The organism is Roseibium sediminicola (assembly GCF_023156505.1).
GTDB classification, from domain to species: Bacteria; Pseudomonadota; Alphaproteobacteria; order Rhizobiales; family Stappiaceae; genus Roseibium; species Roseibium sediminicola.
The window spans coordinates 156,048-181,169 of the sequence record NZ_JALNMJ010000007.1 but is presented as its reverse complement, the minus strand read 5'-3'; the positions used below and the strand labels follow the sequence as shown (position 1 = coordinate 181,169).

The 25,122-nt window shown below is 62.8% G+C and carries 27 protein-coding genes; 12 read left to right on the top strand and 15 right to left on the bottom strand.

The window, feature by feature from the left end; all coding sequences use genetic code 11:
- Positions 1–153 precede the first annotated feature (153 nt).
- Positions 154–537: a carboxymuconolactone decarboxylase family protein gene (locus M0H32_RS12350; RefSeq protein WP_248154347.1), complete on the top strand. Its 384-nt coding sequence runs from the start codon at positions 154–156 to the stop codon at positions 535–537.
- Between the two features lie 59 nt (positions 538–596).
- Here M0H32_RS12350 and M0H32_RS12345 read toward each other — a convergent pair whose 3' ends face one another.
- The gene (locus M0H32_RS12345; RefSeq protein ID WP_345779330.1) at positions 597–1,223 is read right to left on the bottom strand and encodes a YdeI/OmpD-associated family protein; all 627 of its coding nucleotides are present in this window, start codon (positions 1,221–1,223) and stop codon (positions 597–599) included.
- Positions 1,224–1,370: 147 nt separating this feature from the next.
- On the opposite strand from M0H32_RS12345, the gene M0H32_RS12340 reads away from it, so the two are divergent.
- The 3 genes from M0H32_RS12340 to M0H32_RS12330 are packed head-to-tail and all read left to right on the top strand — an operon-like array spanning position 1,371 to position 3,722.
- Entirely contained in the window at positions 1,371–2,078 is a 708-nt protein-coding gene (locus tag M0H32_RS12340; protein WP_248154345.1) for an ABC transporter permease, read from the top strand.
- Positions 2,071–2,889: an ATP-binding cassette domain-containing protein gene (locus tag M0H32_RS12335; RefSeq protein WP_248154344.1), complete on the top strand. Its 819-nt coding sequence runs from the start codon at positions 2,071–2,073 to the stop codon at positions 2,887–2,889. Before M0H32_RS12340 ends, M0H32_RS12335 begins: the two co-directional genes overlap by 8 nt.
- Complete coding sequence (locus M0H32_RS12330; RefSeq protein ID WP_282449337.1) at positions 2,886–3,722, top strand: ABC transporter substrate-binding protein; 837 nt, start codon at positions 2,886–2,888, stop codon at positions 3,720–3,722. The genes M0H32_RS12335 and M0H32_RS12330 overlap by 4 nt, the downstream gene beginning before the upstream one ends.
- 218 nt (positions 3,723–3,940) lie before the next feature.
- On the opposite strand, the gene M0H32_RS12325 is transcribed toward M0H32_RS12330, so the two are convergent.
- The 10 genes from M0H32_RS12325 to M0H32_RS12285 all read right to left on the bottom strand — a co-directional run bounded on the left by M0H32_RS12325 (position 3,941) and on the right by M0H32_RS12285 (position 13,281).
- Positions 3,941–4,405, bottom strand: a complete 465-nt coding sequence (locus tag M0H32_RS12325; RefSeq protein ID WP_248154342.1) for a hypothetical protein — start codon at positions 4,403–4,405, stop codon at positions 3,941–3,943.
- Between the two features lie 138 nt (positions 4,406–4,543).
- Positions 4,544–4,672: a hypothetical protein gene (locus tag M0H32_RS29475; protein WP_282449336.1), complete on the bottom strand. Its 129-nt coding sequence runs from the start codon at positions 4,670–4,672 to the stop codon at positions 4,544–4,546.
- The gene (locus tag M0H32_RS12320; RefSeq protein WP_248154340.1) at positions 4,669–6,036 is read right to left on the bottom strand and encodes a c-type cytochrome; all 1,368 of its coding nucleotides are present in this window, start codon (positions 6,034–6,036) and stop codon (positions 4,669–4,671) included. The genes M0H32_RS29475 and M0H32_RS12320 overlap by 4 nt, the downstream gene beginning before the upstream one ends.
- 138 nt (positions 6,037–6,174) lie before the next feature.
- The gene (locus tag M0H32_RS12315; RefSeq protein ID WP_248154338.1) at positions 6,175–7,380 is read right to left on the bottom strand and encodes a formate dehydrogenase subunit gamma; all 1,206 of its coding nucleotides are present in this window, start codon (positions 7,378–7,380) and stop codon (positions 6,175–6,177) included.
- Positions 7,381–7,513: 133 nt separating this feature from the next.
- Positions 7,514–8,119 carry a formate dehydrogenase FDH3 subunit beta gene (fdh3B, locus tag M0H32_RS12310; protein WP_248154336.1) on the bottom strand — a complete coding sequence of 202 codons (606 nt, stop codon included), beginning with the start codon at positions 8,117–8,119 and terminating at the stop codon, positions 7,514–7,516.
- A gap of 12 nt (positions 8,120–8,131) precedes the next feature.
- A complete protein-coding gene (locus M0H32_RS12305) occupies positions 8,132–11,035 on the bottom strand; it encodes a formate dehydrogenase subunit alpha (protein WP_248154334.1) in 2,904 nt (967 codons plus the stop codon).
- Positions 11,036–11,136: 101 nt separating this feature from the next.
- On the bottom strand, positions 11,137–11,337 hold the full coding sequence (locus M0H32_RS12300; protein ID WP_248154332.1) for a twin-arginine translocation pathway signal protein: 201 nt from the start codon (positions 11,335–11,337) through the stop codon (positions 11,137–11,139).
- Positions 11,338–11,389: 52 nt separating this feature from the next.
- The gene (locus M0H32_RS12295; protein WP_248154330.1) at positions 11,390–11,998 is read right to left on the bottom strand and encodes a TorD/DmsD family molecular chaperone; all 609 of its coding nucleotides are present in this window, start codon (positions 11,996–11,998) and stop codon (positions 11,390–11,392) included.
- 63 nt (positions 11,999–12,061) lie between these two features.
- Positions 12,062–12,739: a DUF3306 domain-containing protein gene (locus tag M0H32_RS12290; RefSeq protein ID WP_248154328.1), complete on the bottom strand. Its 678-nt coding sequence runs from the start codon at positions 12,737–12,739 to the stop codon at positions 12,062–12,064.
- Positions 12,736–13,281: a DUF3305 domain-containing protein gene (locus tag M0H32_RS12285; RefSeq protein ID WP_248154326.1), complete on the bottom strand. Its 546-nt coding sequence runs from the start codon at positions 13,279–13,281 to the stop codon at positions 12,736–12,738. Before M0H32_RS12285 ends, M0H32_RS12290 begins: the two co-directional genes overlap by 4 nt.
- Positions 13,282–13,508: 227 nt before the next feature.
- On the opposite strand from M0H32_RS12285, the gene M0H32_RS12280 reads away from it, so the two are divergent.
- On the top strand, positions 13,509–15,476 hold the full coding sequence (locus M0H32_RS12280) for a 4Fe-4S binding protein (RefSeq protein WP_248154325.1): 1,968 nt from the start codon (positions 13,509–13,511) through the stop codon (positions 15,474–15,476).
- Between the two features lie 16 nt (positions 15,477–15,492).
- Here M0H32_RS12280 and M0H32_RS12275 read toward each other — a convergent pair whose 3' ends face one another.
- Positions 15,493–16,224 (bottom strand): c-type cytochrome, encoded by a 732-nt coding sequence (locus M0H32_RS12275; RefSeq protein ID WP_248154323.1) that lies wholly within the window; start codon positions 16,222–16,224, stop codon positions 15,493–15,495.
- 123 nt (positions 16,225–16,347) lie between these two features.
- Here M0H32_RS12275 and M0H32_RS12270 point away from each other — a divergent pair, with 123 nt between their 5' ends.
- The 5 genes from M0H32_RS12270 (at position 16,348) to M0H32_RS12250 (ending at position 20,694) form a co-directional block, all read left to right on the top strand.
- The gene (locus M0H32_RS12270) at positions 16,348–16,536 is read left to right on the top strand and encodes a DUF6494 family protein (RefSeq protein WP_248154321.1); all 189 of its coding nucleotides are present in this window, start codon (positions 16,348–16,350) and stop codon (positions 16,534–16,536) included.
- A 6-nt stretch (positions 16,537–16,542) separates the two neighbouring features.
- Positions 16,543–17,640 (top strand): Mrp/NBP35 family ATP-binding protein, encoded by a 1,098-nt coding sequence (locus M0H32_RS12265; RefSeq protein ID WP_248154319.1) that lies wholly within the window; start codon positions 16,543–16,545, stop codon positions 17,638–17,640.
- Positions 17,637–18,338, top strand: coding sequence for a biotin/lipoate--protein ligase family protein (locus tag M0H32_RS12260; protein ID WP_248154317.1), 702 nt, complete (start codon positions 17,637–17,639; stop codon positions 18,336–18,338). The genes M0H32_RS12265 and M0H32_RS12260 overlap by 4 nt, the downstream gene beginning before the upstream one ends.
- Before the next feature lie 5 nt (positions 18,339–18,343).
- A complete protein-coding gene (locus tag M0H32_RS12255; protein ID WP_248154315.1) occupies positions 18,344–18,820 on the top strand; it encodes a DUF6505 family protein in 477 nt (158 codons plus the stop codon).
- Positions 18,821–19,116: 296 nt separating this feature from the next.
- Positions 19,117–20,694 (top strand): serine hydrolase domain-containing protein, encoded by a 1,578-nt coding sequence (locus M0H32_RS12250; RefSeq protein WP_248154313.1) that lies wholly within the window; start codon positions 19,117–19,119, stop codon positions 20,692–20,694.
- 9 nt (positions 20,695–20,703) lie between these two features.
- Here M0H32_RS12250 and M0H32_RS12245 read toward each other — a convergent pair whose 3' ends face one another.
- Positions 20,704–21,582, bottom strand: a complete 879-nt coding sequence (locus tag M0H32_RS12245) for a PhzF family phenazine biosynthesis protein (protein ID WP_248154311.1) — start codon at positions 21,580–21,582, stop codon at positions 20,704–20,706.
- A gap of 107 nt (positions 21,583–21,689) precedes the next feature.
- Positions 21,690–22,133 (bottom strand): hypothetical protein, encoded by a 444-nt coding sequence (locus M0H32_RS12240; protein WP_248154309.1) that lies wholly within the window; start codon positions 22,131–22,133, stop codon positions 21,690–21,692.
- Between the two features lie 175 nt (positions 22,134–22,308).
- Here M0H32_RS12240 and M0H32_RS12235 point away from each other — a divergent pair, with 175 nt between their 5' ends.
- Entirely contained in the window at positions 22,309–22,821 is a 513-nt protein-coding gene (locus M0H32_RS12235) for a hypothetical protein (protein ID WP_248154307.1), read from the top strand.
- 71 nt (positions 22,822–22,892) lie between these two features.
- Here the strand turns inward: M0H32_RS12235 and M0H32_RS12230 are convergent, their stop codons facing one another.
- Complete coding sequence (locus M0H32_RS12230; RefSeq protein WP_248154305.1) at positions 22,893–23,981, bottom strand: alpha/beta hydrolase family protein; 1,089 nt, start codon at positions 23,979–23,981, stop codon at positions 22,893–22,895.
- A 123-nt stretch (positions 23,982–24,104) separates the two neighbouring features.
- Here M0H32_RS12230 and M0H32_RS12225 point away from each other — a divergent pair, with 123 nt between their 5' ends.
- Positions 24,105–25,118: a helix-turn-helix domain-containing protein gene (locus M0H32_RS12225; protein WP_248154302.1), complete on the top strand. Its 1,014-nt coding sequence runs from the start codon at positions 24,105–24,107 to the stop codon at positions 25,116–25,118.
- Positions 25,119–25,122 lie beyond the last annotated feature (4 nt).

The window sequence follows — 25,122 nt, the reverse complement described above, 5'->3', positions numbered from 1 at the left end:
CCACAGACCCTAGGACCCGTTGTCTTTTCCGTCCGGTCATCCCTGGTCAAGCTTTCATCAAAACAATCTTCGGACGTAGCGCCAAAACAGGCTAGGGTCGAAGCGAGCCCGCAAGGCGCGGTGACCAGCAATCAGACCAGGAGAGAATTGCCTATGGATCAGGACCTATTCGAAAAGGGCCTCGCGCAGCGCAAGGCAACGCTCGGCGCAGACTATGTCGAGAAAAACCTCGCCGCCGCCGATGACTTCACCAAACCTTTTCAAGAGGCCATGACCGCCTGGTGCTGGGGCTTCGGCTGGGGCGACGAGGTGATCGACGCCAAGACCCGCTCCATGATGAACCTCGCCATGATCGGTGCGCTCGGCAAGATGACCGAGTGGGAGATCCATTGCAAAGGTGCGATCAACAACGGTGTCACGAAGGACGAAATCCGCGCCATCATCCATGTGGTCGGTATTTACTGCGGCGTGCCGCAAGCGCTGGAATGTTTCCGGGTGGCGAAGAAAGTGATCGACGGTCACGGCGCGCCGGCTTGAGGGGCGCGGAGCATCGTGCTTTCCCATAAACGCACGATGCTCTGGCACTTTCAAATCGATCAGCGTTCGTTCGCGCCCTTGCCGCTAAGGATCTTGTTCCGGAACTTGCCGATGCGCGCGATCCGGGTTGTGGGCGTTTTCGCTGAATTCAGATTGAGGACGTAGCTGCGCTGGCGCCCGGGCGTCAGCGCAAGGAACCCCTCCGCCAGTTCCGGATCTGAATCCATCGCGTCCACCAGTTCTTTCGGCAGGTCCAGTTCGACCGCCTCCTTGGGTGGCAGCACGCCTGCCGACGCATAACCCTTGGCTTCCGCCAGATAAGCCGCGATGACGGGTTTCATGGCCAAGACCTGGGCATTCTCCGTGAACTTGATCACGCCTGGATGCCGTGTGTTCGGTCCCTGCTTGACCAGAATGCCCTCCGGATCCTTCATCGGCGCCGCATTGAAGAAACTGAGGCGGAAATCGCCGCGAAAGGCGGCGATCAGTGCAATGTTTCGGTCGCCCTGCATGTAGCAGGGATGGGCCCACTTGACCGTCTCCGCCAGTCCGGCTTCGCGGCAAAGGCCGCGCAGCGCGACAAGCCCCTCGATCCATTGCCGGGTGGAGCAGTCCGGCGTCGCGAAACGCGCGCAGCGCCCGCATCCCTTTGAAAAGAAGTCTTCAGCGTCGGTGATCATGGTCATATGCGGCTCTCCCCGCCGCGCTTTTAAACCAGAGATTGCCGGCTTCCAATGATGCGAGGCGTTTTTGCACCAGCGGACGTCGTTCATCATTTGGATTCTTATGCGTTTTTTGTTATTTTTTCCGGGCAAGCGGGAGAAACAACGGAAATGGACAGTTTCTGGAGCGCTCTTGGCGGGGCTTTCGGCCTGCTGGTGACGCTGGATCCGGATCTTTTGGAAATCATTGGCCTGTCCATGCAGGTCACGCTGACCGCTGTCCTCTTCGCCTGCCTGATCGGCCTGCCGCTCGGTGCCGCCGTCGCCACGTTCCATTTCCCCGGACGCTCTCTTGTCGCCGTCATCCTCAACGCCCTGATGGGCCTTCCGCCGGTGGTGGTCGGCCTGCTGGTCTATCTGATGCTGTCGGCATCCGGCCCGCTCGGGGTCCTGCGCCTGCTCTACACCCCGACCGCCATGATCATCGCCCAGATGGTGCTGGTGACACCGATCGTTGCCGCCCTCACCCGCCAGGTGATCGAGGACCTCAACCGGGAATATGCCGAGCAATTCGCATCCATGGGCGTCGGCCCAATCGACCGCCTTACCGCGATGCTCTGGGATGCCCGCTACAGTCTCCTGACCGTGGCGCTTGCCGGCTTCGGCCGCGCGGTGGCCGAGGTCGGAGCGGTCATTATTGTCGGCGGCAACATCAATCACGTCACGCGGGTGATGACCACCACGATCGCGCTGGAAACCTCCAAGGGCAATCTGCAGCTGGCCCTGGCACTCGGCGTCATCCTTCTGTTGATCGCGCTGGCCGTGAATGCCGCCGTCATGGCCCTGCGCGCCTCCGCCGTGAGGTCCGCCTATGCGTGAGATGGCTTTCAACCCTGCACCGGGGGCATCTACCCCCGCGACGGCAAACTCCGAAACACCGATGCTTCTGGTGCGCGACGTCAGTTTTTCCGCGGGCGGAAATCGGCTTCTGGCCAATGTCGATATCGACATCAGGCGTGGATCGCGCACGCTGATCATGGGTCCGAACGGCGCCGGCAAGAGCCTTCTGCTCAGGCTGATGCACGGACTATTGCAGCCGGAGACAGGCGCGGTCCTGTGGCAGGGCGGCCGGCTCACCCCGGAAGCCTGCCGGGCGCAGGCGATGGTGTTCCAACGGCCTGTGCTCTTGCGGCGTTCCGTCATGGCCAATCTGAAATTCGCCTTGTCCGTGCGTGGCCTGCGCGGCCGCGAGCGAGCGGAAAAAATCCGCGCGGCGCTCGCCGATGCCGGGCTTGAGCATCTGGCCAAACGTCCAGCACGGGTGCTGTCAGGCGGCGAGCAGCAGCGCCTTTCCCTGGTGCGTGCGCTCGCCCTGGAACCGGAGCTCCTCTTTCTCGACGAGCCGACCGCAAGTCTGGACCCGGCGTCCACGGCCGCGATCGAACAGCTTGTCCTGGAGGCAAACGAGCGTGGCGTTACCATCGTCCTGGTGACCCACGACGCCGGTCAGGCCAAACGGCTGGGACAGGATCTCGTCTTCCTGCAGGACGGCACGGTCGCCGAGATCGGGTCTGTCGAAACCGTCTTGAATTCACCCAAGAGTGAGCCCGTCAGAGCCTGGCGGGACGGCCGGATCTATCTCGGCCCCAACACCAGATCCCTTAAAGATTTTACCGGGAGGTCCCATTGATCAGAAGAGCATTTCTGGCGCTCGCCGCCATCGTCTTTGCCGGCGTTTTTGCCACTCAGTCTTCTTTCGCCGAGGACAAGTTCATCGTCGTCCAGTCGACCACGTCGACACAGAATTCCGGCCTGTTTGACTCTCTGCTGCCGATCTTCAAGGACAAGACCGGCATCGAGGTCCGCGTTGTTGCTGTCGGCACCGGCCAGGCCATCAAGAACGCCGCCAATGGCGACGGCGACGTGCTTTTCGTGCATTCCAAGCCGTCGGAAGAAAAATTCGTCGCCGACGGCCTTGGCGTCTCCCGCTCGGACGTGATGTATAACGACTTCGTCATCGTCGGCCCCGCGGACGACCCTGCGGGCGTTGCCGGCTCCGGCAATGCTGTCGAAGCCCTGCAGAAAATTGCCGAGACCAAGGCGCCTTTCGCCTCGCGCGGCGATGACAGCGGCACCCACAAGGCCGAGCTGCGTCTCTGGAAAGCCGCCGGTGTCGATCCGTCGGGGGCGTCCGGCGACTGGTACCGCGAGACCGGTTCCGGCATGGGCGCGACGCTGAACACCGGCACCGGAATGGGCGCCTATATCATGACCGACCGCGCCACCTGGATCGCCTTCGGCAACAAGGGCGACTATCAGATCGCCGTTCAGGGCGACGACAAGATGTTCAACCAGTACGGCGTCATCCTGGTGAATCCGGAGGCACACCCGCATGTGAAGGCGGAGATGGGCCAGGAGTTCATCGACTGGCTGCTGTCGAAAGACGGCCAGAAGGCGATCGCCGATTACAAGGTCGACGGCCAGCAGCTGTTCTTCCCGAACGCCAACAAGGGCAACAGCTGATCGGCCTGAGCGTTCCAAGCGAGCGGAAACAAGGGCATCTGTGTCGCCATATCCGCTCAATCTGTCCCTCTCCTGCCACACGGGAGAGGGACTTTTTGTTGTCTAGACTGTTGATTTAAAACTGCGCTGCCACGGCAGGATACCTGCCTGAACAAGCGATGCGCCGATCAGGACCACCCACACAAAGACCTGGAAAGTAGAAGTTTGAAGAGCAGAGCCTAGTCGACAAAAAGACAAACCCTTATGCGACCATCGTTGTTCGACAGGGTCTTATCGCTGTCATTGATGCGAAATCTGATCGTTTCACCTGGAAACTTCCGATCGCCCTCGCTCCATTTGCCGACTTCATAGCTTAAAAACCGGAAATTGCCGATCCTCTTGCCGATATTCACCAGAAGGGCACCGAAGATGAATTTCTGATGGTATTTGTTGTGGGCATGAGGTTTCAGCAGGTCTTCAGCTGCCAGATGTCCGTCAGCGTTGGTCAGCGGCAGGGCTTGCGCGTCGATGGTCCAGTATCCCGCGACGTCGATATAGTCATTAAGGTAACCGGCCGGAACGGTGAGGCTCTGCCACCCCTTCGTCGATTCAACAATAATGCAGGCCTTTTGTTCATCGGCATGGGCGGAAGGTACGAGAGAAAAGAATGCAAAAACGAATGAACAGAACAATCGGGAAAACATGTATCCGGCAATCTCCAAGGTTGGTCCGGTGCAACTCTCCCACAAACTCCATTTGATGGTCCAGCCAGGAAATCGGAGATAAATGGACGTGTGAAGCCGTTCTCGGAAGATCAAAACGTCCCGCTATGTCTCCGGACATCACTCTCCCAGCCGCACCGAGGGACTGGTCGTCTGGTCGGCGCTGGAGAAGCCCATATGGGTCAGGGCCTGGTTGGCGCCGACCGAAATCACGATGATGGCCGCAAAGGCCAGAAGCATCGCTTTCATTGTGTGTCTCCTTCGCTCGTTTCACCGGTCGTTGCCGCTTTCAGATAGTCGATCAAATCGTCCCGGTCCTGCAGGTCCACTATGCGCTGCATCGGCATTTTGGACCCCGGAATGAAGTGGTCCGGGCCGTCCAGGAACAACTGGTCGATCGTCTCCGCCGACCAGATGATATCAGACCCGCTCAAGGTCTGCGAATAGGGATAACCCGGCAGAGTGCCGGCCCGGCGACCGAAGATCTTAAACAGCGTCGGCCCGGCCTTGCGGCCGCCATCGGCGGTCACCGCATGGCAGATGGAACATTTGCGCGAAAACTGACGCTCGCCATTGCTCATCTCTTCCGGCTTTTTCAGAAACTGCGGTGTTTCGGTCGCCATCGGGTCATAACTGGCCAGATCGGCGAGCGGCCAGGAATAGACGATGTTCTCGATGCCGCCGGCGTGCAGAACCTCGCCGTCCCTGGAAAATGCCAGCGCCCAGATCGGCCCTTTTAGGGCGGCCCGGAAGTCCGTTTCGATCGCCCAGGTCTCCGTGTTGAGGACCGTGATATAACCATGGCCGTCGCCGGTCGCCAGCTTGCTGCCGTCCGGGTTGAGGGTCAGCGCCAGGATCGGCCGGCGCTCGAAGGCAAAATCGCGCAGGCGCTCGCCGGTCTCGATATCGACGATACGGGTCGTACCGTCCTGGGTGCCGTAGGCGATCCAGCTTTCCACTTCCCCCGAGCCGCCAAGCGCAATCACATTGATGCCGAAGCCGTTGCGGTCGATGACGCGTTTTTCCGTGCGGGTCTCCAGATCCCAGAGCTTGATCGAGCCGTCGACGGAGGCCGAATAGAGCCGCTTTCCGTCGCTTGAGAAGGCGACCGCGTTGACGCCCGCAGTGTGGCCTTGAAGATAGTCCGGAGCGCCGCCCTCAACCGGCCAGAGACCGATCCGCGTATCCCAGCTGGCGCTGGCAATCAGGCTCTTGTCGGGCGAGACGGCCAGTCCCATCACCTTGGCGGTGTGACCTTCCAGCAGGGTAGACGAGGCGTCCGCACGGTTCCACAGGATCAGGTCATTGTCGTCTCCCGCGGAGACCAGCCGGCCGCCGTCGACAAATGCGACCACCTTGACCGCGGCCGCATGGCCTTCAAGCCATTGCGGGGTCCGGCCTGTCCAAAGTCCGACCGAATTGTCGAAACTTGCGGTCGCCACCTGGCCGGTCTCCGCAGACACATCGATGTCCATCACCGGGCCACCGTGGCCTTTCAGGGTTTGAAAATCGGCGGCGTTGGCGAAGGTTGACAGGGTGGCGGTGACAAGTAGGGCAGCCAGAAAACCGTACCGTCTGTCATCCCGGCCAAGCGAAGCGCGAGCCGGGACCAAGGACTCCCGGGCAGGCGTTTTCACGTTCGGCAGGCGATGAAGGTTCCTGAACCCCCACTTTTGCGGGGATGACAGACTGCGCGTGCGAAACGCCAGCGGTTTCTTCAACCAACGCAAACCGTTCATCCCGAGACTGGCCTATTCCGCCGGCAAGGCATTTTTGGCATCTGTCCCGGCCTGCCGCTCGGCTTCCTCGACCTCCTTGACCCAGAGGCCATGGTGTTCGCGGGCCCATTGCAGTTCGACCTCGCCGGAGCCCATGGCGTCATAGGCGCCTTCCATGCCGATCGAGCCGATATAGATATGCGCCAGGATCATCGCCATCATCACGAAGGCGACAATGGCATGCCACAGCTGGGCGTATTGCATCTCCTCATGGGGCGCCAGCGCGGTCGGCAGCGTACCAAGGCCGATAAGCTGCGGGATGCCGAGCGCGTTCAGTTTCTCGAACGTCGCCGCGAACATCGGCATCTCGAACGGGAACAGCAGCGACAGGCCGGAAGCCGACACGGAGACCCCAAGCACGATCACACCCCAGAAGATCATCTTCTGGCCGAAGTTGAACTTCTTCGCCGGCGGATGCACGCCCTTCTTGAGAAGACCACCGCCAACGGCGATCCATTTCAGATCGGTCTTGTTGGGGATGTTGTGCGCCACCCACATGACAAACACCATGACGAGACCGAGCATGAACGCCCAGGCGACGTTGTTGTGAATCCACTTGGAGGCGAGCGCCAGCGGCGCGAAGGCGTCCTTGCCGATCAGCGGAATAATTGCCAGCCGACCGAACAATGTCAGCAGCCCTGTCAGTGCGAGCAGCACGAAGGATCCGGCCAGCAACCAGTGACCAAAGCGTTCGATCGCCTTGAAACGGGTGATGGTACGGCCGGTCTTTTCCCCGTCGATGCGGATACGCCCGCGCAGCAGGTAAAACAGGGCCAGCAACAGGATCGTGGCGCCGAGCAACCAGGCGCCATAGGTGGCGAGCGGACCCTTGCGCCAGGCGAGCCAGCGCATACCGCCATCCTGCATCAGCACGGTAGCTTCTTCTCCGCCGGACGAGACGGTTATGTCGGCGGAACCGTATCTCAACGCCCTCCAGAGTTCCGGATCGGAGACACCGCCAAGGGTGCCGAGCTGGGATGAAATCGCCGCTGCCGAGTCCGGATCACCGGTTGCGTTCCGGCGGAAATCGTAATCGACCGCCTCGCCGCGCTGACGCTTCATGATGTCTTCCAGCGTCTGGGCGCCGCCGGTCGCGGATCTATCAGGCGTCTGGTCCTGTGCCAGAGACTGGGTCAGGAATGCCAGCAGAACCACCAAAGCCAATGCCACCCGTTTCATGGCCGGAACCTCATGTTGTTGTGTCACCGGAGACGCACGGGGCGGCATTGCTGCCGCCCCGCCTACGCACATATTCAGGTTGACCTGCTCCTCGACCGGCCTCCTCTCGTCCGCCGATCACAGAAGACGAGCGTCAACCGCCTTTCTGGCCGTAAGCGGTGCCCCAGCCCCAGGCGCCCGAGCCGAAGCCGCGGGCGACCACGCGCTCGCGGTAGATGGCCGACACGACGTCGCCATCGCCCGCCAGCAGGGCCTTTGTGGAACACATTTCCGCGCAGAGCGGCAGTTTGCCTTCGGCAATACGGTTGCGGCCGTATTTGGCAAATTCCGCGGTCGAGTTGTTCTCTTCCGGTCCGCCTGCACAGAAGGTGCATTTGTCCATCTTGCCGCGCGATCCGAAGTTACCCGCCTGCGGGAATTGCGGTGCGCCGAACGGACAGGCGTAGAAGCAGTAGCCGCAGCCAATGCAAAGGTCCTTCGAATGAAGCACCACGCCTTCTTCGGACTGGTAGAAACAATCGACCGGGCACACCGCCATACAGGGGGCGTCCGAGCAATGCATGCAGGCGACCGAGATCGACCGTTCGCCGGGTTTGCCATCATTGATGGTCACCACCCGGCGGCGGTTGATGCCCCAGGGCACCTCATTCTCGTTTTTGCAAGCCGTGACACAGGCATTGCACTCGATGCAACGCTCAGCGTCACAAAGGAACTTAGCCCTCGCTTGTCCAAGTGCCATTTCGCGTCCTCCCTACGCTGCCGAGATCTTGCAGAGTGTGGCTTTCGTCTCCTGCATCTGCGTGACGGAGTCATAGCCATAAGTCTGCGCTGTGTTTGAGCTCTCCCCGAGCACATAGGGGTCGGCCCCTTTCGGGTATTTGGACCGCTGGTCCTCGCCCTGGTAATGGCCGCCGAAGTGGAACGGCATGAAGGCAACGCCCTCGCCGACCCGTTCGGTCACCATCGCCATGACCTTGACCTTGCCGCCCTCCGGACCTTCCACCCAGACCTGAGCGCCGTCCCGCACCCCGAGATTGTTGGCATCCCGAGGATTGATTTCGACGAACATGTTCTGCTGGAGTTCGGCCAGCCAGGGGTTCGACCGGGTTTCGTCCCCGCCGCCCTCGTATTCGACCAGACGGCCGGAGGTGAGGATGATCGGGAAGTCCTTGGAGAAGTCGTTCTTCTGGATCGACTCGTAGAGCGTCGGAACGCGCCAGAACGACTTGTCCGCATAGGTCGGATAATCCGCCACGAGATCCCGCCGGTTGGTGTAGAGCGGCTCGCGGTGGAGCGGCACCGGATCCGGGAAGGTCCAGACCACGGCTCGGGCCTTGGCGTTGCCGAACGGGGCGCAGCCATGGGCAATCGCCACGCGCTGGATGCCGCCCGACAGGTCGGTCTTCCAGTTGACGGTCGGCACCTTGTCCGCCGATCCGGCAACGGCCTCGATCGACTGCCTTTCTTCCGCGGTCAGGTCGCCGTCCCAGCCCAGATCCATCAGCATCTGCATGGTGAACTCGGGATAGCCATCCTGGATTTCGGCGCCGGGGTTGGAGACACCTTCCGCCAGAAGGTTCTGGCCGTCCCGTTCCACGCCGAAGCGGGCGCGGAAGCAGAGGCCGCCTTCGGCCACCGGTAGTGACATGTCGTAGAGGTTGGCGGTGCCGGGATGTCCCATCTCGGCCGTTCCCCAGCACGGCCACGGCATGCCGTAGAACTCGCCGTCGTTGGGTCCCCCGACCGCCTTGAGAGTCGTCCGGTCGAACGTGTGCTGGTTCGCCATGTGCGACTTGAGTCGCTCCGGCGACTGGCCGGTATAGCCGATCGTCCACATGCCGCGGTTGAACTCGCGGGTGATGTCCTCGATGTTCGGCTCTTCCCCGTCCATGGCGATGTTGCGGAAGATGCGATCTTCGAAACCGAACTTCTTGGCGAACTTGGCCATGATTGTGTGGTCGGGGAGGGATTCGAACAGCGGATCGACCACCTGGTCGCGCCACTGGAGCGACCGGTTGGACGCCGTCACCGACCCCCGGGTCTCGAACTGGGTCGCGGCCGGCAGCAGGTAGCAGCCGTCTGTGCGGTCATGCAGGATCGCGGAGACCGTCGGATAGGGATCGACCACGACCAGAAGGTCGAGTTTTTCCATCGCCTGTTTCATTTCCGGCAGACGGGTCTGCGAGTTCGGGGCATGACCCCAAAGCACCATGGCCCGCGTGTTGTCCGGCTGTTCCAGGTTTTCCTTGGCTTCCAGGACACCGTCAATCCAGCGGCTGACCGGGATGCCCTTGAGGTTCATCATCGGCTTGTCCTTGCCGTCCGCGCCCTGAATGGTCGCGAACCTGCCTTTCAGCCAGTCAAGATCCTCTTCCCAGACCCGGGCCCAGTGCGCCCAGGAACCGGCGGTCAGGCCGTAATAGCCCGGCAGCGTGTCGGCAAGCACACCGAGATCGGTCGCGCCCTGCACGTTGTCGTGGCCACGGAAGATGTTGGTGCCGCCACCGGCGGTCCCCATGTTTCCGAGGGCCAGCTGCAGGATACAGTAGGCACGGGTGTTGTTGTTGCCGTTGGTGTGCTGGGTGCCGCCCATGCACCAGATCACGGTGCCCGGCCGGTTGTTGGCCAGCGTCCGCGCCACGCGCTTCATCTGGCTCGGCGGCGTGCCTGTGACCCGTTCCACCTCTTCCGGTGTCCACCGGGCGACTTCCTCGCGGATCTGGTCCATGCCCCAGACACGGGTGCGGATGAACTCCTTGTCCTCCCAGCCGTTGTCGAAGATGTGCCAGAGAATGCCCCAGATCAGTGCAACGTCCGAACCCGGGCGGAAACGGACATATTCGTCCGCATGCGCCGCGGTGCGGGTAAAGCGCGGATCGCAGACGATCAGCGGTGCGTTGTTCTGTTCCTTGGCGCGCAGCACATGCAGCAGCGAGACCGGATGAGCTTCAGCCGGATTGCCGCCGATGATGAAAATCGCCTTGGAATTGTGGATGTCGTTGTAGCTGTTGGTCATGGCGCCGTAGCCCCATGTGTTGGCTACGCCGGCAACCGTTGTCGAATGGCAGATACGGGCCTGGTGATCGACATTGTTCGTGCCCCAGTAGGCGGCGAACTTGCGATAGAGATAGGCCTGCTCGTTGTTGTGCTTGGCCGAGCCCAGCCAGTACACGCTGTCCGGTCCGCTTTCATCGCGGATCTGCAGCATCTTGTCGCCGATCTCGTTGATCGCCTCGTCCCAGCTGATCCGCTTCCACTCGCCGCCTTCCTTTTTCATCGGATATTTCAGGCGGCGTTCGCCATGGGCGTGTTCGCGGACGGAGGCGCCCTTGGCGCAGTGGGCGCCGAGGTTGAACGGGCTGTCCCAACCCGGCTCCTGGCCGACCCAGACCCCGTTGGAGACTTCGGCGATCACGGTGCAGCCCACCGAGCAGTGGGTGCAGACGGATTTGACGAGGTCAACTTTTTCGCCCGGCGTTTGCGCCTGGGCCCTGGTGACGGAACCGCCCGTGGCGGTGATGGCGGCGAGACCGCCCGCGGCCAGACCGGACCCTTTGAGGAATGTCCGGCGGTCGACCGATTTATGTGCAGCGTCTTTCAGGATACTTGCACCCTGGGGGCGTTTCGCTACCCCATTGGTCTTTTTCCTAAGCATGTTGCCCTACCTTGCTTGCATCGGGAAAAGATGCGGCTGGGTTATGTGTGAACCGGCGTTCGGGCGTTTCGCTACCTTGGCCGGGAGATCACAGGGTCCGATCAGAACCGGGCGCTGTCGTAATAGGCGCGGGTGTGCACCGTGTCCTGCATCCTGTCCGACGACGGATCGGGTGCAGCCGCTTCAGCGGTGGTGCCGGCCGTGACCGCGGTCACGGCGACGGGGGCGGAAATCGCCGCCAGCTTCAGGAAGTCCCGGCGGCCAGTCCCGTCTTTGGGCGGTGCCGTTTCGGTTTTTTTCATCGTCGCAATTCTCCTCTCCAAGCGGGCTTTCGCCCAAATTGCAAACGTCCTGTCAGCTCGGCAGCATGTCGAAGCCTTGTGCCTCGATCTCCATGAACTGACGTCCCAGCGACCCGACGGCGCCGTAGAACACCGAAGTGTCACTCGCCTCCAGATCGGTGAAGAAGTGGATCGCCCAGGGTTCGATATGGGCGTTGAAGAAAGTCTTCTGCCCGGCAATGGAGGTCACCTTGCCGAAGCGGCCGAGGATCTGACCCGCCATCATCTCCATGAGCGAAGCGATATTGTCTTCCGGCTCGTGTTTGTCCTCTGCCCGGCCGATGCCGCGCTCCGCCATATCCTGGCGCAGCTTCGCAAGCGGCTTCTCGTTCAGAAACCCGGTCAGGTAGTAACTCGCGAAAGGCAGCAGTTCGCCGCGGCCAAGACCGATGAAGAGCGCGTTGAATTCCCGTTCCGCGGTTTCGGGGCTGGTCACGGCGGCAATCCTTGCAAGCAGGCTGAGCGCCTTGCCAAGGTCCGTTTCGTCGCCTTTCAGCTCGGCAATCTGGCCAAGCAGCTGCGCGTCAGCCGGCCTTGCCAGCACAACGCCCAGAAAATCATAGAGTTCGGACCGTGCCTGGTCCTCGGGATCAATGATGTATTCCCTCGCCACTGCGGACATTCGAGACCGCTCCTCCCACGCTTACAGTTCCAGCTGGCGCAAACGGCGTCTTAGACTTTAGCATTATTCGTAGTCGAAACGCATTCGGCGCCTTCTTGGGAGGCGCTCTCCTAATGGTTCAACTAGCGCAGTTTCGTCAGAGTCAATAGTTCCTATATCACTACTGTGCACCGCCTCGTCACTTTGCGTCAAATGAATAGATGTTTTTCCATTTTGGTCATAAGTGCGTTGCGACGCAGCATGATTTTGCTGCTGCAGTGCAGCAGTTTCACTTTGCCCGGAAAGCATCTCGTCGGTCTCTTCAACCGGAACCTGTTGCGCGGTATCCTGCGCCTTTTCCTCCGGCTCCTCCATCAGGAAGCCCCGCCCCACCTTGTAGGCGGTCCTGACAACATCCATGGCGGACGCCGCGTCGGTAAAATCCTCTTCGTAGTCGTTGAGCCCGTCGAGATTGGCAAGCACCGGATTGCTGACCCACAACCGTCGCAAGGCACGCCGCCGCAGCCGTTCCGGCACCGTCCTGCCAAGAAAGGCGGAAAAATCATCGTCCTTTTGCAGCGTGTCCGGATCCGGCAGGCCCAGCTCCTCCAGGATTTCCTCGTCGCTCTTTTCCTCCAGCTCCGCGCGCTGCCGGGCATCAAGCGCCGCCTGTTCCTGCGCCTTCTCGGCCTCCTCTGCCTGGCGCACCGCTTCCTTGCGGCGGCTCCAGAACCCTTTTTGGGGAGGATCTTCCGGGCTCATTGCAGCGTGTCCTTCTTGGTCCGCCCGGGTGCCCGGTAGACATCGGCCAGCTGCCGGATGCGCGGATCGCCGATACCGTCTTCTTCCAGATCGACACGTGTCCGGTCGCGCTGGCGCTTGTAGAAGATCTCCTCCTGGTGATGCATGTCGACAAAGTCCCGGATCCAGGCAATCAGCCCGGGCGGCATCGGAACCTTTTCGACTATGACTTCGCTGGAATCCGCATAATCCAGCCCTTCATGGGCGGACGCCGTCAGCAACAGGAGCTCCAGCGGCACGCTGTCCTCCCGCTCCGGCGCCGGGCGCATGATGACATAGACCGAGGGCACCTTGTCGGAGAGCGCGATCAGATAGGCCTCCGTTTCCGTGCGGTGCAGTTCCAGGCTGAGCGTGGCGGCGTGATATTCGACCGCCTCGCCTTCCTGTCTCAGGACCGCCCAATCCGCCGGCCCGGCGCCGGGCATCAGCGCGACCGCGCGCCAGCTCCATTTCTGCCAGCGCGTCACACCAGGCAAACGCCTGACAACCACTCCCACGGGCATGGTCCGTGTCCGTTCCGTATTCACGTTGGGCCGTCCTCCCCCAGCCGGTTGAACCGGTTTGTTTCAGTATTGCGTAAATGCTGTCGCATGTCCGACAAATTTCAAGCCCGGCGGAAGTCGAACTTGACGCGGGCCGATCAGAGCCCTTGTTATGAGGAGCGGATCGACCGACACGCCCGGCATCAAGGACGGCGGAAAATCCGTTTGGGGGAGAGGACGCGCACGCGATGACGGAGACAAAGCTGCTGCTTTGCGACTGCCTGGGCAGTCAGACGATCGATGCGGAAGCCATTGAAAGATCAAGCGGACTTCCGTGCTCCAAGGTTTATGGCGAACTTTGCCGCAAGGACGCGGAGGCCGCCGCGGCGGCGCTTCAGGCCGGAGACGTGATCATTGCCTGCCAGCAGGAACGGCGGGCCTTCGAGGACCTTGCCGCCGATCTTGACGTCGCCGACCCGGCCTTTGTCGACCTTCGCGACCGGGCCGGCTGGACGGCGGACACAGCCTCCGTCACGCCGAAGATGGCCGCCCTGATCGCCGAAGGGCTGCTGCCCGTGCCGGGTGAAAAGGTCGTCGACATCACTTCCGAAGGTTCCTGCCTGATCCTTGGTGATCCGGAGGCTGCGCTCGAAGCCGCCACCGCGCTCTGCGATGTCCTCAGCGTCACAGTCCTGCTGACCCCCGAGGCGGAAACACCACTTCTGGACGACCGGCGTTACGACATCGTCCGGGGCCGGCTGCGCACGGCGACGGGCAGCCTCGGGCAGTTCAAGCTCGCATTTGACGCCCTGCAGGAACGCGTTCCCGGCGGACGAGGCACGTCAACCTGGACCGCGCCGCGCGAGGGTGGGCGGACCGAGTGCGGCATCCTGCTGGATCTGCGCCGCGAGCCGCCGCTTTTTCCCGCACCGGAGAAACGCGAAGGGTACCTGCGGGCCGATCCCGGCAACGGCAAGGCTCTGACCAAAGTCCTGCTGGAAGCCTCGCAGCTGGTCGGCACTTTTGAAAAGCCAATCCATATCCGCCTGGACAGTCAGCTCTGCGCCCATTCACGCGCCCAGAAGACCGGCTGCAGCCGCTGTCTCGATCTTTGCCCGACCGGCGCGATCACGCCGGCCGGCGACCATGTCGCCGTCGACACCATGATCTGCGCCGGCTGCGGCAGCTGTTCGGCGGCCTGCCCGTCCGGCGCGATTGCCTATGACGCGCCGCCTGTCGCCCACACCTTTGCCCGGATGCAGACGCTGGCGGCCACCTGGCGCAAGCTCAGCGATGCGCCTGCCCGCTTGCTCGTACACGGTCCCGGTCACGGCGCCGACCTGATCCGGTTGAGTGCACGGTATGGCCGCGGTCTGCCGGCCGACGTGATTCCGTTGGAAATGACAGGCCTTGCCGGGTTCGGCCACGCCGAGGCGCTGGGTGCGCTCGGCTGCGGCTTCGCCAGTGTCACACTGCTGGTCTCGCCCGAGACCGAAGTGGAAGGGCTGCCGTTCCAGGTCGCGCTGGCAAATGCCATTGCGGGCGAGGACCGGACAGAGCTGATCGAGCCGACAGATCCGGACCAGCTGGAAGCCGCGCTTTATGGCGATGTCCACCCGGCCCTCGTCGACCAGCCGATCCTGCCGCTTGGCTCAAGGCGGCAGATCACCCGGCTCGCCGCCAGGGCGCTCCGCCCGGACAGCAGTGCCAGCCTGCCCTTGCCGGCCGGCGCGCCTTATGGTTCGGTAACGCTCGATCAGGACGCCTGCACCCTGTGCCTGTCCTGCGTGTCTCTGTGCCCGTCCGGGGCGCTGAAGGAAAATCCCGACAGCCCGCAGCTGCGCTTCCAGGAGGATGCCTGCCTGCAATGCGGCATCTGCACGACGATCTGCCCGGAAAAGGCGCTCACGCTCGATCCACGCCTGAACCTTGCCGACGACGCATTGCGGCCGATTGTGCTGAAGGAAGAGGAACCGTTCCAGTGCATCGAATGCGGCAAGCCCTTCGGCGTGCGCTCGACGGTGATGCGGCTGACGGAAAAGCTTGCCGGCAAACACTCCATGTTCCAGGACAACAAGGCGGTCAAGCTGATCCAGATGTGCGACGATTGCCGGGTCAACGCGGTCTACCATTCGGAGAACAACCCGTTTGCCATGGGCGAACGCCCGCGCGTGCGCACCACCGACGACTATATCAGCAAGCGGCGCGACCATTGACGCGGACCGGATCTTTTCACTGGTACTGGATGGGCGCACCGAGGTCGGCGGGCGGGATCTGCGAGACGAAGGCCAGAATGGCCTCGAGCTCTTCCAGGGTCATCTCGAGCGGCACGATCGGTGAGGGCCGGCTGACATCGAATGGTTCGGTGACACCGTCAATCAGGGTGAAGGACGGATGCGGGTTGAGCGCGAAAAACGCCTCGAACCGGGCCTGCCAGTCGGAAAAGCCGCGCATCACGGCGAAGGAGGGCGACGAGCCGATTGTCGTCAGCCGCGTTGCCTCGTTGACCATATGGCAGCGGCCGCAATGGGTCACCGCCAGTTTCTCGCCCTCCACCACATTGCCCGGGAGCACAACGGTCTCGTCGTCTTTCTGCCGCGCGACCGCCGCCGTGAACAGCGCCTTGCCGCCGGGCTGGAAGGATTCGATGGTGTTGCGGCCGACCTCGCTGGTGATCCAGTCCTCGAACCGGCCGACATGTTCGTTGCCGGGCGTCAAGGTGACCAGGACCCAATCCGCATCGAGGCCGGCAAACACGGGCGTACCCTTGCCTTCGGCCGCGAACCTGGCATCCGCCTCACCGGCACCGACCAGCTCGATCCGGACCTGGGTTTTCAGGGAAAAGCGCGGCAGCAGATGTTTCAGGACACCGCTGGCAACCAGCGCCTCGGGCGCGCTCAGCCGAAAGGACCGGGACTGGGAATTCCCGGTCGCAGATGCCAGCGTGAAAAACGTCAGGCTCAACAGCCCGACCCAAAAGAGACGACAGCCCACGCGCTCCTCCCTCACGCTGCTGACAGATCACGTTAGGGTAGGTTCCGGACCATCACCCAGTCAATGCACTGACAATTGCAACAGGAGGAAAAGATGAGCGACGATTTCAACATGTCCATGCGCAAGTTTCTGAAACAGGTCGGCGTGACCTCGCAGCAGGCGATCGAGAATGCGGTACGGGACGCCGGCCCGGCGAGCGGCAAGAGTTACAAGGTGAAAGCCGTGATCACCATCGAGGAACTGGGCCTGGAACATGTCGTCACCGGCGAGATCGAGGGGTAGGCCATCGTGCCGTTAAACCGCGAAAGCGTTCTGAAGATCCTGAAATCGGTGAGCGATCCGGCAACCGGGGAAAACATCGTCGCCTCCGGCATGATGCGCGCCCTGCGCGTGACGGACGATACAGTCCGGTTCGTGCTGGAAATCGACGGTGGTCGCGTTGCCGAGATGGAAACCCTTGCGAGGGAAGCGGAGGACAAGCTCAAGGAGCTGGACGGCTGCGAAAATATCCAGATCGCCTTGACCGCCCATTCCGAGCAGGCACCGCCCCCCGCCGAGACAAAACCGTCCGAACCGCAACCGATCAAGCCCCGCCCGGCCCCGCCCGGGACATCGGGGCCGCAAAAGGTTCCGGGCATTGACCGGGTGATCGCGATTGCCTCGGGCAAGGGCGGCGTCGGAAAATCGACGGTGGCTGCCAATCTCGCCTGCGCGCTCGCCGCGGAGGGCCGCAAGGTCGGCCTTCTGGACGCGGATGTTTACGGGCCTTCGCAGCCGAAGATGCTGGGGGTCAGCGGCCGGCCGACCTCACCCGACGGCCAGATGATCCTGCCTTTGCGCAATCACGGCGTCACCGTGATCTCCATCGGCCTGATGACCAGGGGCGACGAGGCCGTTGTCTGGCGCGGACCGATGCTGATGGGCGCGCTGCAGCAGATGATGGCCCAGGTGCAGTGGGGCAAACTCGATGTCCTGATCGTCGACCTGCCGCCCGGCACCGGCGACGTGCAGATGACGCTGTGCCAGAAATTCATCGTCGACGGTGCGGTCATCGTCTCGACCCCGCAGGACGTGGCCTTGCTGGATGCGCGCAAGGGCATCAGTATGTTCAACCAGATGCAGGTGCCGATCCTCGGCATGATCGAGAACATGTCGACCCATATCTGCTCCAATTGCGGCTATGAGGAACATGTCTTCGGGCATGGCGGCGTAGCGGCGGAAGCGGAAAAGCTCGGTGTGCCGCTGCTGGCCGAAGTGCCGCTGCATCTGAACATCCGGCTGGCCGGCGACGGCGGCACGCCGATCGCAATCCAGTCGCCGGAGGCGCCGGAGGCCTCCGTCTTCCGGCAGCTGGCGAGGACACTGGTCGAGAAAGGACACGCATGAGCGAGCTGACATTTCCGCCGCTCTTCCAGGGCGAGCCGCTCAGCGGCCGAGCCGACCCGTTCGACCGGGCGATCGCGCTCGCCATCGCCGGCACGGATGCCGGCACCGTTGTCTACAATCTGGACGGCGCGACCCTGCGCGCCAGTCTGATCTTCACGCCGGAAAAGCCGCTGGAACAGGCAATGGCCGCCCTGCCGGTCTGCGGTCTCGGCCTGCAGGCAGCGCTCGGTGCGCTGGCGCCGCCCGAAGTCGCGGTGCATCTCACCTGGGACGGCGGGGTGAAGGTCAACGGCGCCACCTGCGGGCGTCTGCGCGCCAAGGCCTCCTCCGTGCTTCCCGATGCCGAACCGGACTGGCTGGTCATCGGCCTCGAGCTTGGGCTGACCAGCCCTATGGAAAACCCGGGCGAAACCCCGGACCGGACCTGCCTTCTGGAGGAAGGCTGCGCGGCGATCACGCCTCCGGATCTTCTGGAGGCCTGGGTGCGCCACAGCCTTTACTGGATCAACCGCTGGCTGGAGGACGGTCCGCGCCCGGTCCATGACGACTGGCGTGCCCTGGTGCCGAATATCGGCGAGCCGGTCGAGATCGACGGCACTACCGGCACCTTTGTCGGCGTCGACGAGAATTTCGGCATGCTGCTGCGCCGGGACGGCGACACCACGCTGATCCCCCTGTCCACACAGCTGGAGACCTAGGCCCCATGAAACTCGCCCGCGCCATTCACCTTGACGACAGCGACCGAAACGTCTTTTTCTCGCCCGCCCGCACCGGCGAATGGTGCCTTTCCGGCGGCTTCGAATTCTCCGACTGGTCGGAGGCCGATCTGGAGGGCAAGGCCCGCCAGGCCTTTTCCAATGGCTGGCTGGGCCTGGAGACGTTCGGCCGGGTCACTTTCGTGGCCGTGACGCCGGTCAGCGCGCCCGAGTTCCAGGACCTGGTCACCCGTCTCGCCCAGCATTTCGTCGATCTCTACGGTGCGCCCTCCATTGATGCCGCGAAAGGCGTCGCCGAAGAAGAGCTGCGCTACATGGCCGATCTGTGCGGGGAGCACCCGGAAAACACGCTGATCGCTGTGCAAAGGGAATTGACGGCAGAGGGCGTCCGGGAGGAATTCCGCACCATTGCGGTGCCGGAAGCGGAGCTCGACATGGTCGCCGTGCATGGCGACAGCCATTGAGGCGCGGCGGCATGGTGCCAAAGCACACCCTCTAACCTCGCCCTGAAGCAAGGCCAGCGCATTTTCCAAGCTCCTGCCACCCCCTCAGTGTCATCCTGAGGAGGGCCCAAAGCCCGTCTCGAAGGATCGGCAACCGCACTCCGGAGCAAGCGGCGGATCCTTCGAGACGCCGCTAAAGCGGCTCCTCAGGATGACGTTGTGGGTGTGGCAGCACCTGTTTACCTTGACAGATGTCTACTCTGCCCCTGCAGATCGTTCCTGCTAGGCTGGAGCACGCGACTCAACTGGAGTGACACATGCCACGGACCGACCTTTCCCGCCGCCTGTTCTTGAGCACCTCCGCCGCGTCCCTGGCCCTGATGCCGGTCAACGGCATTGCCCAGACCCTGTCCCCGGCGCAGACGCCGGGCGTCGAGGTTCCTCCGGGCCAGATCGACGCCGCCATTGCCGAACTGCCCCGGATTGCCGCGGACATCATGGCACGCAGCGGCATTCCGGGACTGGCCATTGCCGTGGTCCACGAAGGTCAAACGGTCTTTGCCGAGGGCTATGGCCTCCGGCGCGCCGACCTTGACGACCCGGTCACGCCGGACACCGTGTTCCAGCTCGCCTCCCTGTCGAAACCCGTCGGCGCGACGGTGGTCGCCCGACAGGTCGGTGAGGGCGTGGTCGCCTGGGAGAGCCGCATGCGCGATCTGTTGCCCTGGTTCTCTCTCTCCGATCCGGCGCGCAGCGAAAAACTCACTATCGGCGATCTCTACAGCCACCGCTCCGGCCTGCCCGATCACGCGGGCGACGATCTGGAGGATCTCGGTTTCGACCGCCAGACCATTCTGGAACGGCTGCGCCTGTTGCCGCTCAATGCCTTCCGCACCTCCTACGCCTATACCAATTTCGGCCTGACGGCCGCCGCCGAGGCGGTCGCGCAAGCCTCCGGAAAGGACTGGGCCAGCCTTTCCGAGGAAGCGCTTTACGGGCCGCTCGGCATGACCGGCACCAGCTCTCGCTTCGAGGATTTTATGGCGGCAGAGAACCGGGCCATTCCCCACGCCCGTGACGGCGATACCTTCGCGCCGTTGTTCCAACGCGATCCCGATGCGCAATCGCCTGCAGGCGGTGTCAGCTCCACCGCCAATGATCTTGCCATCTGGCTCAAGATGGTGCTGGCGAACGGCCGGCATGGCGGCGACCAGATCATCGCGCCGGAGGCTCTGCTGCCGGCACTCAGCCCGCAGAGCTTTTCCGGCCAGCCGCGCATGCCCGATGCAAGAGCCGGGTTCTACGGTTTCGGCTTCAATGTCGGCGTGGAACCGTCGGGCCGCGTCAAGCTGGGTCATTCCGGTGCTTTCCTGATGGGCTCCGGCACCTGCTTCTCGATGATCCCCTCGCTCGATCTCGGCATTGTCGTCCTGACCAATGCCGCCCCGGTCGGCGCCGCGGAAGGCATCGCGGCCGCCTTCACGGACCTTGCCCAGTTCGGCCGCGAGACCCGCGACTGGTATTCCGGCTATGCGCAACGCTTTGAGGCCTTTTTCTCGCTGCACGGCCGAACGGTGGGCCAGGAACCACCGGCCGCCGCCGCGCCGCCACCGGCGGCATCGGAGGTCGTCGGCCGATACGCCCATCCCTATTTCGGCACCGTGGAAGTCAACCCCGTCGGCACCGGCCTTGTCTTGTCGGCCGGTCCCGAACCGCAGCATTATGCGCTCAACCCCTGGGATGGCCCGGTGATGGTGTTCGACTTCGTCACCGAAAACGCGCCTCTAGGCTCCCGTTCGACGCTTACTTTTGCGGAGATGGAAAATGGCCCGGCGCAAAGCCTCGAGATCGAACTTTTCGGGGAAGACGGACCGGTGTGGTTTCACAGGGTTTGAGAGACCTTCCTAGAGGACAAACTGCCCTTTCATCCGCAGCGCCGCGTAGCCGCCCACCGAAACGCTGGTGATGTCTTTGCCGGATGTGCCAAGTACCGTGCGCACGATGCTTGGCCGGCCCATTTCAAAGCCTTGTTCCGCCACAAGCACCGCCGCGCCGCCTGCGCCCGGCAGAAGATTTTCCGAGCGAAACAAGTCGCAGGCAAGCGCGCCGTTGGTGGTGCCGCTGGCGGCCTCTTCCGGATCGCCGACCCCGTGGCAGAGATCGCGCAGGCGCACCTTGGCCTTGCCGAGGCCGGAGGCCTGGCGGCACCAGACGCCGATCGTATCGATCGACCGGTCTTGGCAGAACTCACGCAGGGCAGTGTCTTGCGGCTGCAGCGATGCCAGGGTTTCCTGCTCGGCCAGCTGCACGAAAACGTGGCGCAGCGCGGTCGAGGACGCGGTGACCCGCCAGACCAGGTTCGGGTCCAGTCCGAGGAGCGGCGCGATCTCCTCGCGGGATGCCTCATTCCGATCGAAGACCGGCAGCGGCTGGTGCATGGTGACAGCCCCGTCCGGTGTCACCTCGACGCCGATCTCACCAGCGGGTGTTTCCTGGATATAGCTGCCGGGCCCGATCCGGCCATCGTCCCTCAAAGCAGCGAACACCGCCAGGGTGACATGGCCGCACATATCCATTTCAGAGCGCGTGGAATGAAACCGGGTTTCATAGCGCCCTTCTGAGATGTGCCGCACAAAGCCTGTCGTCGGCGCGCCAAGATCCGCCGCGATCCGCTGCCGCGCCGCCGGCCAGAGCGGCAGATCCTCGAACACGACCGCCCCCATATTGCCGCCGGTCTCGTCTGCGGCAAAGGCGGCGTAGAGGCGAACGGGAAGGGTTTCCATGACGGGATCTCGACGGCAGGTTGCAATCAGGGCATCCGATCATGACGCGTGGGCGGAGGCAATTGCATAGGTACGTTTTCCAACGGAACCAGCGAAGTTCACACTCCTCAAAGGGTTTGGTTTCTGAACAACAAAGAACAGGCAAAACCGCTGTGTTCTTCTTCCATCTGCGCCCAATACCGGATGTGGTTTGCGAATAGATCCGGTCTGGTTTTGAGGATTAACGAGATCCGCCTCCACAATCGTAATTCCTCTGCAGAATAGATCTCGCGGATATCATGACCGGCGTCCTGAAAGAGCTCGAAATATTCCTTGTCAAAGGAATTGAGGCGGAGCGCGACGAGGTTGTCGAAGCTGGCGATGATCAGGGCCGCCATGGCGAAGGCATATTCGTCATCACCGGCAAAATCGAAGTAGCGGTCTAGAAACTCGTCCAGCCGACCAGCATCCGCAAGCTCTATCTCCCAGTCCTGCTCGTCGCCACGAGCCGGGAGACATAACACGCGGGTGAGATAGTCCATTGCACGGGCGGTTGTATATTCTATCGACATGGGACGGACCTTACCTTCTTGAAGCGTTCCGAAAAAGCTCCGAGGCACCATCCACGCCGGTCACGCGTCGCTCACAAACGCGTCACGAAACGGGCCCGACAATTTATTTCCATGTGATCGACCGCGCCCCTACCTGACTGTCACCGCAACAGTTCCTCTGGGGGAAGACACCGACATGACCAGCATCGCCTCGAACAGCCGCGCTTCCGCGTCCCTGCCGGCCATCAGTTTCAACACGCTCGGCCTGATGTTCATCTCGGGCTTTTTCGCCACCATTGCCTTCGATTCCTGGGGCCAGGTCGTCAGCCCGGGCATCGGCTTCGCCAACCTGTCGCCGCACGGCCTGGCGCAGAGCCTGCTCGGCAGCCTCGGCCTGCCCAACAATGCCTTTGCCGGCTATTTCGTCCATTTCTATGTGGTTGGCCTGATCGGCTATCCGATTGGCTGGCTCTATATCTTCGCCCCGCTCTGGCGCCGGATCATCGGCAACACATACTGGCTGCTGCCCTCCGCGATCTACGGCTTCGGCCTCTGGGTCTTTGCCATCGGCGGCATCACCTCGGTGGCCGGCCTGCCGTTCTTCCTGAATTTCTCCGGCATCGTCTGGGTCGCCCTGGTTGGCCATGTGCTCTACGGCATCGTGCTGGTCGCGATGCTGAAGCTGATCGAAAGCCGGAACGCCGCCTGAATAACGTATTGAAATGCCCTCGCTGCCGCGTGTTCTCCGGACCGCGCGGCAGCCAGTTTTTTGAAAGGTCGTCACTCGCCGACCTTGAGAGCGTGCCGAAAGGCCGCCACGATCTTGTCCGCGAGTTCCCGGTGTAGCGCCGCGCGGGAACGTGTCCCGCCATCCGCGCAAAGGGCATCCGTCTCACCGATCTCTTTGAGGAACCCGGCCGCTCCCGGTCTGCACTCTGGCAGGAAGCTGAAGTGGACGGCACCGGAGACGTGGTCGAGACTGCCTTTGGGTGCCTTTGCGACCAGATCGTCCGACTTCACGGCAACCGGAACCGTTGCCGGGAGACCGAGATTGACGACGTGGAGCGGAATTTCGACCGCCTCCAGGCTCGACAGGTCAAAGACGGCTGCCAGAGCAGGATCGACCGAGACCACCGCCCGGACCCGCGGATCCCGTTCCGGCTGCTCGAACTTCTCACGGTCAACCGTTCTGAGGTCGAAGGGCGGAACCTCGATTTCCGCGCCGTCCCGATAGGCCCTGCCGCCCCTGAACCATTGGCAATCCGCCATGGCAGGATAGGTCTCGCAATACTGGGCATAGGCCTCTACGGTCGCGGTTGCCCCGACGCTCCTGAGCACCGCGGCACCGCCGAGGGAAAAGCCGAGGCTGCCGACCTTCTCCGCATCGATCCCTGGCCTCCATGCCGGATCCTCCAGCAGCCGGTCGAGCACGGCCGCAAGATCATCCGTGCGTTCCCAGAGCTTCGGCGTGTCTTCGGGCGTACTGTCGCCGCTGGTGGTGCCCGGGTGATTGGGACCGGCCACGATGTAGCCCTCCGCGGCCAGCGCCGAAGCGATCCAGGCCATGCGTTCGACGCTCGCCCCCGAGCCGTGCGACATCAGGATCAGGGGATGTTCCCCGGCCCGGCGGGGTGCCTTGGAGTAGGCCGGCGAGCCTTCAAAGACCTGGTTCTCGCCGACGGCAACCGGCGTCCCGCCCGGAGCGGCCGGATACCAGATCAGGACGGAAAGGTCCTCGCCTCTCGCCTTGGAGTGAACCTGGATATGGTCAACGCCGACCGTTGCAGGCGAACCGGCAAGTGCGGTCGGCGGCGGTGAGGACAGGCCGGTGACCAGTGTCAGCACCGTCGATAGGACAAACCGTTTCATGAGCTTTCTCGCAGTCTGTGGAGCAATGCCTGGAGATTTGGTATCTGACGCAAGGCCGTCGTCCTCAAACGCGATTCAGTCCGGAAAAATCGCGTTTCAGTTCCTCAAAGCAGAGTGTTCTTCTTGCTGTTTGTCCCACTGCCCTTCGTCAATGCGCTGCTGCTCGCTCTGGTCTTCGTCCAGCTGCGGCGGAGCAGCGGCCTGATCGCGACAAGGCCGTTTCTGCTGCTGATCGCGCTCTGCTGCCTGCAATCGGTCTTCATCGGATTGCGCTGGGGGTACGGGATCGAGCCTTTGCGCTATGCCATTCCGGTGCTGGCCGCCTTGCTGCCTCCGGTGACCCTCGCCTGCTTCAGCGGCCTTGCCGGAGACCGTCATCGGGGGTGGTATCTTCATCTTGTCGCACCGGCGGCTGCCCTCGCCATCGCCGCGCTTCTTGTCCTGGCGCCGGAACTGGTGGACACAGCCCTGATCGCGCTGTTCCTCGCGTCCGCCTTCCTGCTGGCCCGGCTCGCCCTGGCTGGTCCGGACGGTCTTCGGCAAGCGCGCTTCGACGGGTCCGCAAATGCCCATCGCGCGATCTGGCTGGCGGCCGCCTGTCTCGGTTTTTCAGCGTGCCTGGATGTTCTGGTGTTGCTGGATTTCGAACGCTCGGGCGGCGTGCATGCCGCCGCTCTGGTCAGCAACGCAAACCTCGTCAGCCTGCTGCTTATCGGTGCCGCTGCCCTGGCCGCCGGGCGTGCACAAACTGAGACGTTTGAAGACGGCCCGGCGGCGGTCCCTGTACCGACACCCGCAGATGCAGACATTGTCGGCCGGCTGGACAGGCTCATGACGGACCAAAAGCTTTATAGGGACGACACCCTGACCCTTGCCAGACTGGCCCGCCGCGCAGGCCTGCCCGCCCGGCAGGTGTCCCAGGCGGTCAACCGGGTCACCGGCAACAATGTTTCGCGCTTCGTCAACGCCTACCGCATCCGGGAAGTCTGCGAGCTTCTGGCCGATCCGGATCTCACGGTGCTGGACGCCATGTACCGCGCCGGTTTTTCGACCAAGTCCAATTTCAACCGCGAATTCCTGCGGGTGACCGGCAAAACGCCGGACATCTGGCGGAAGACGACAGCCGGGTCCCGGTAGCAAA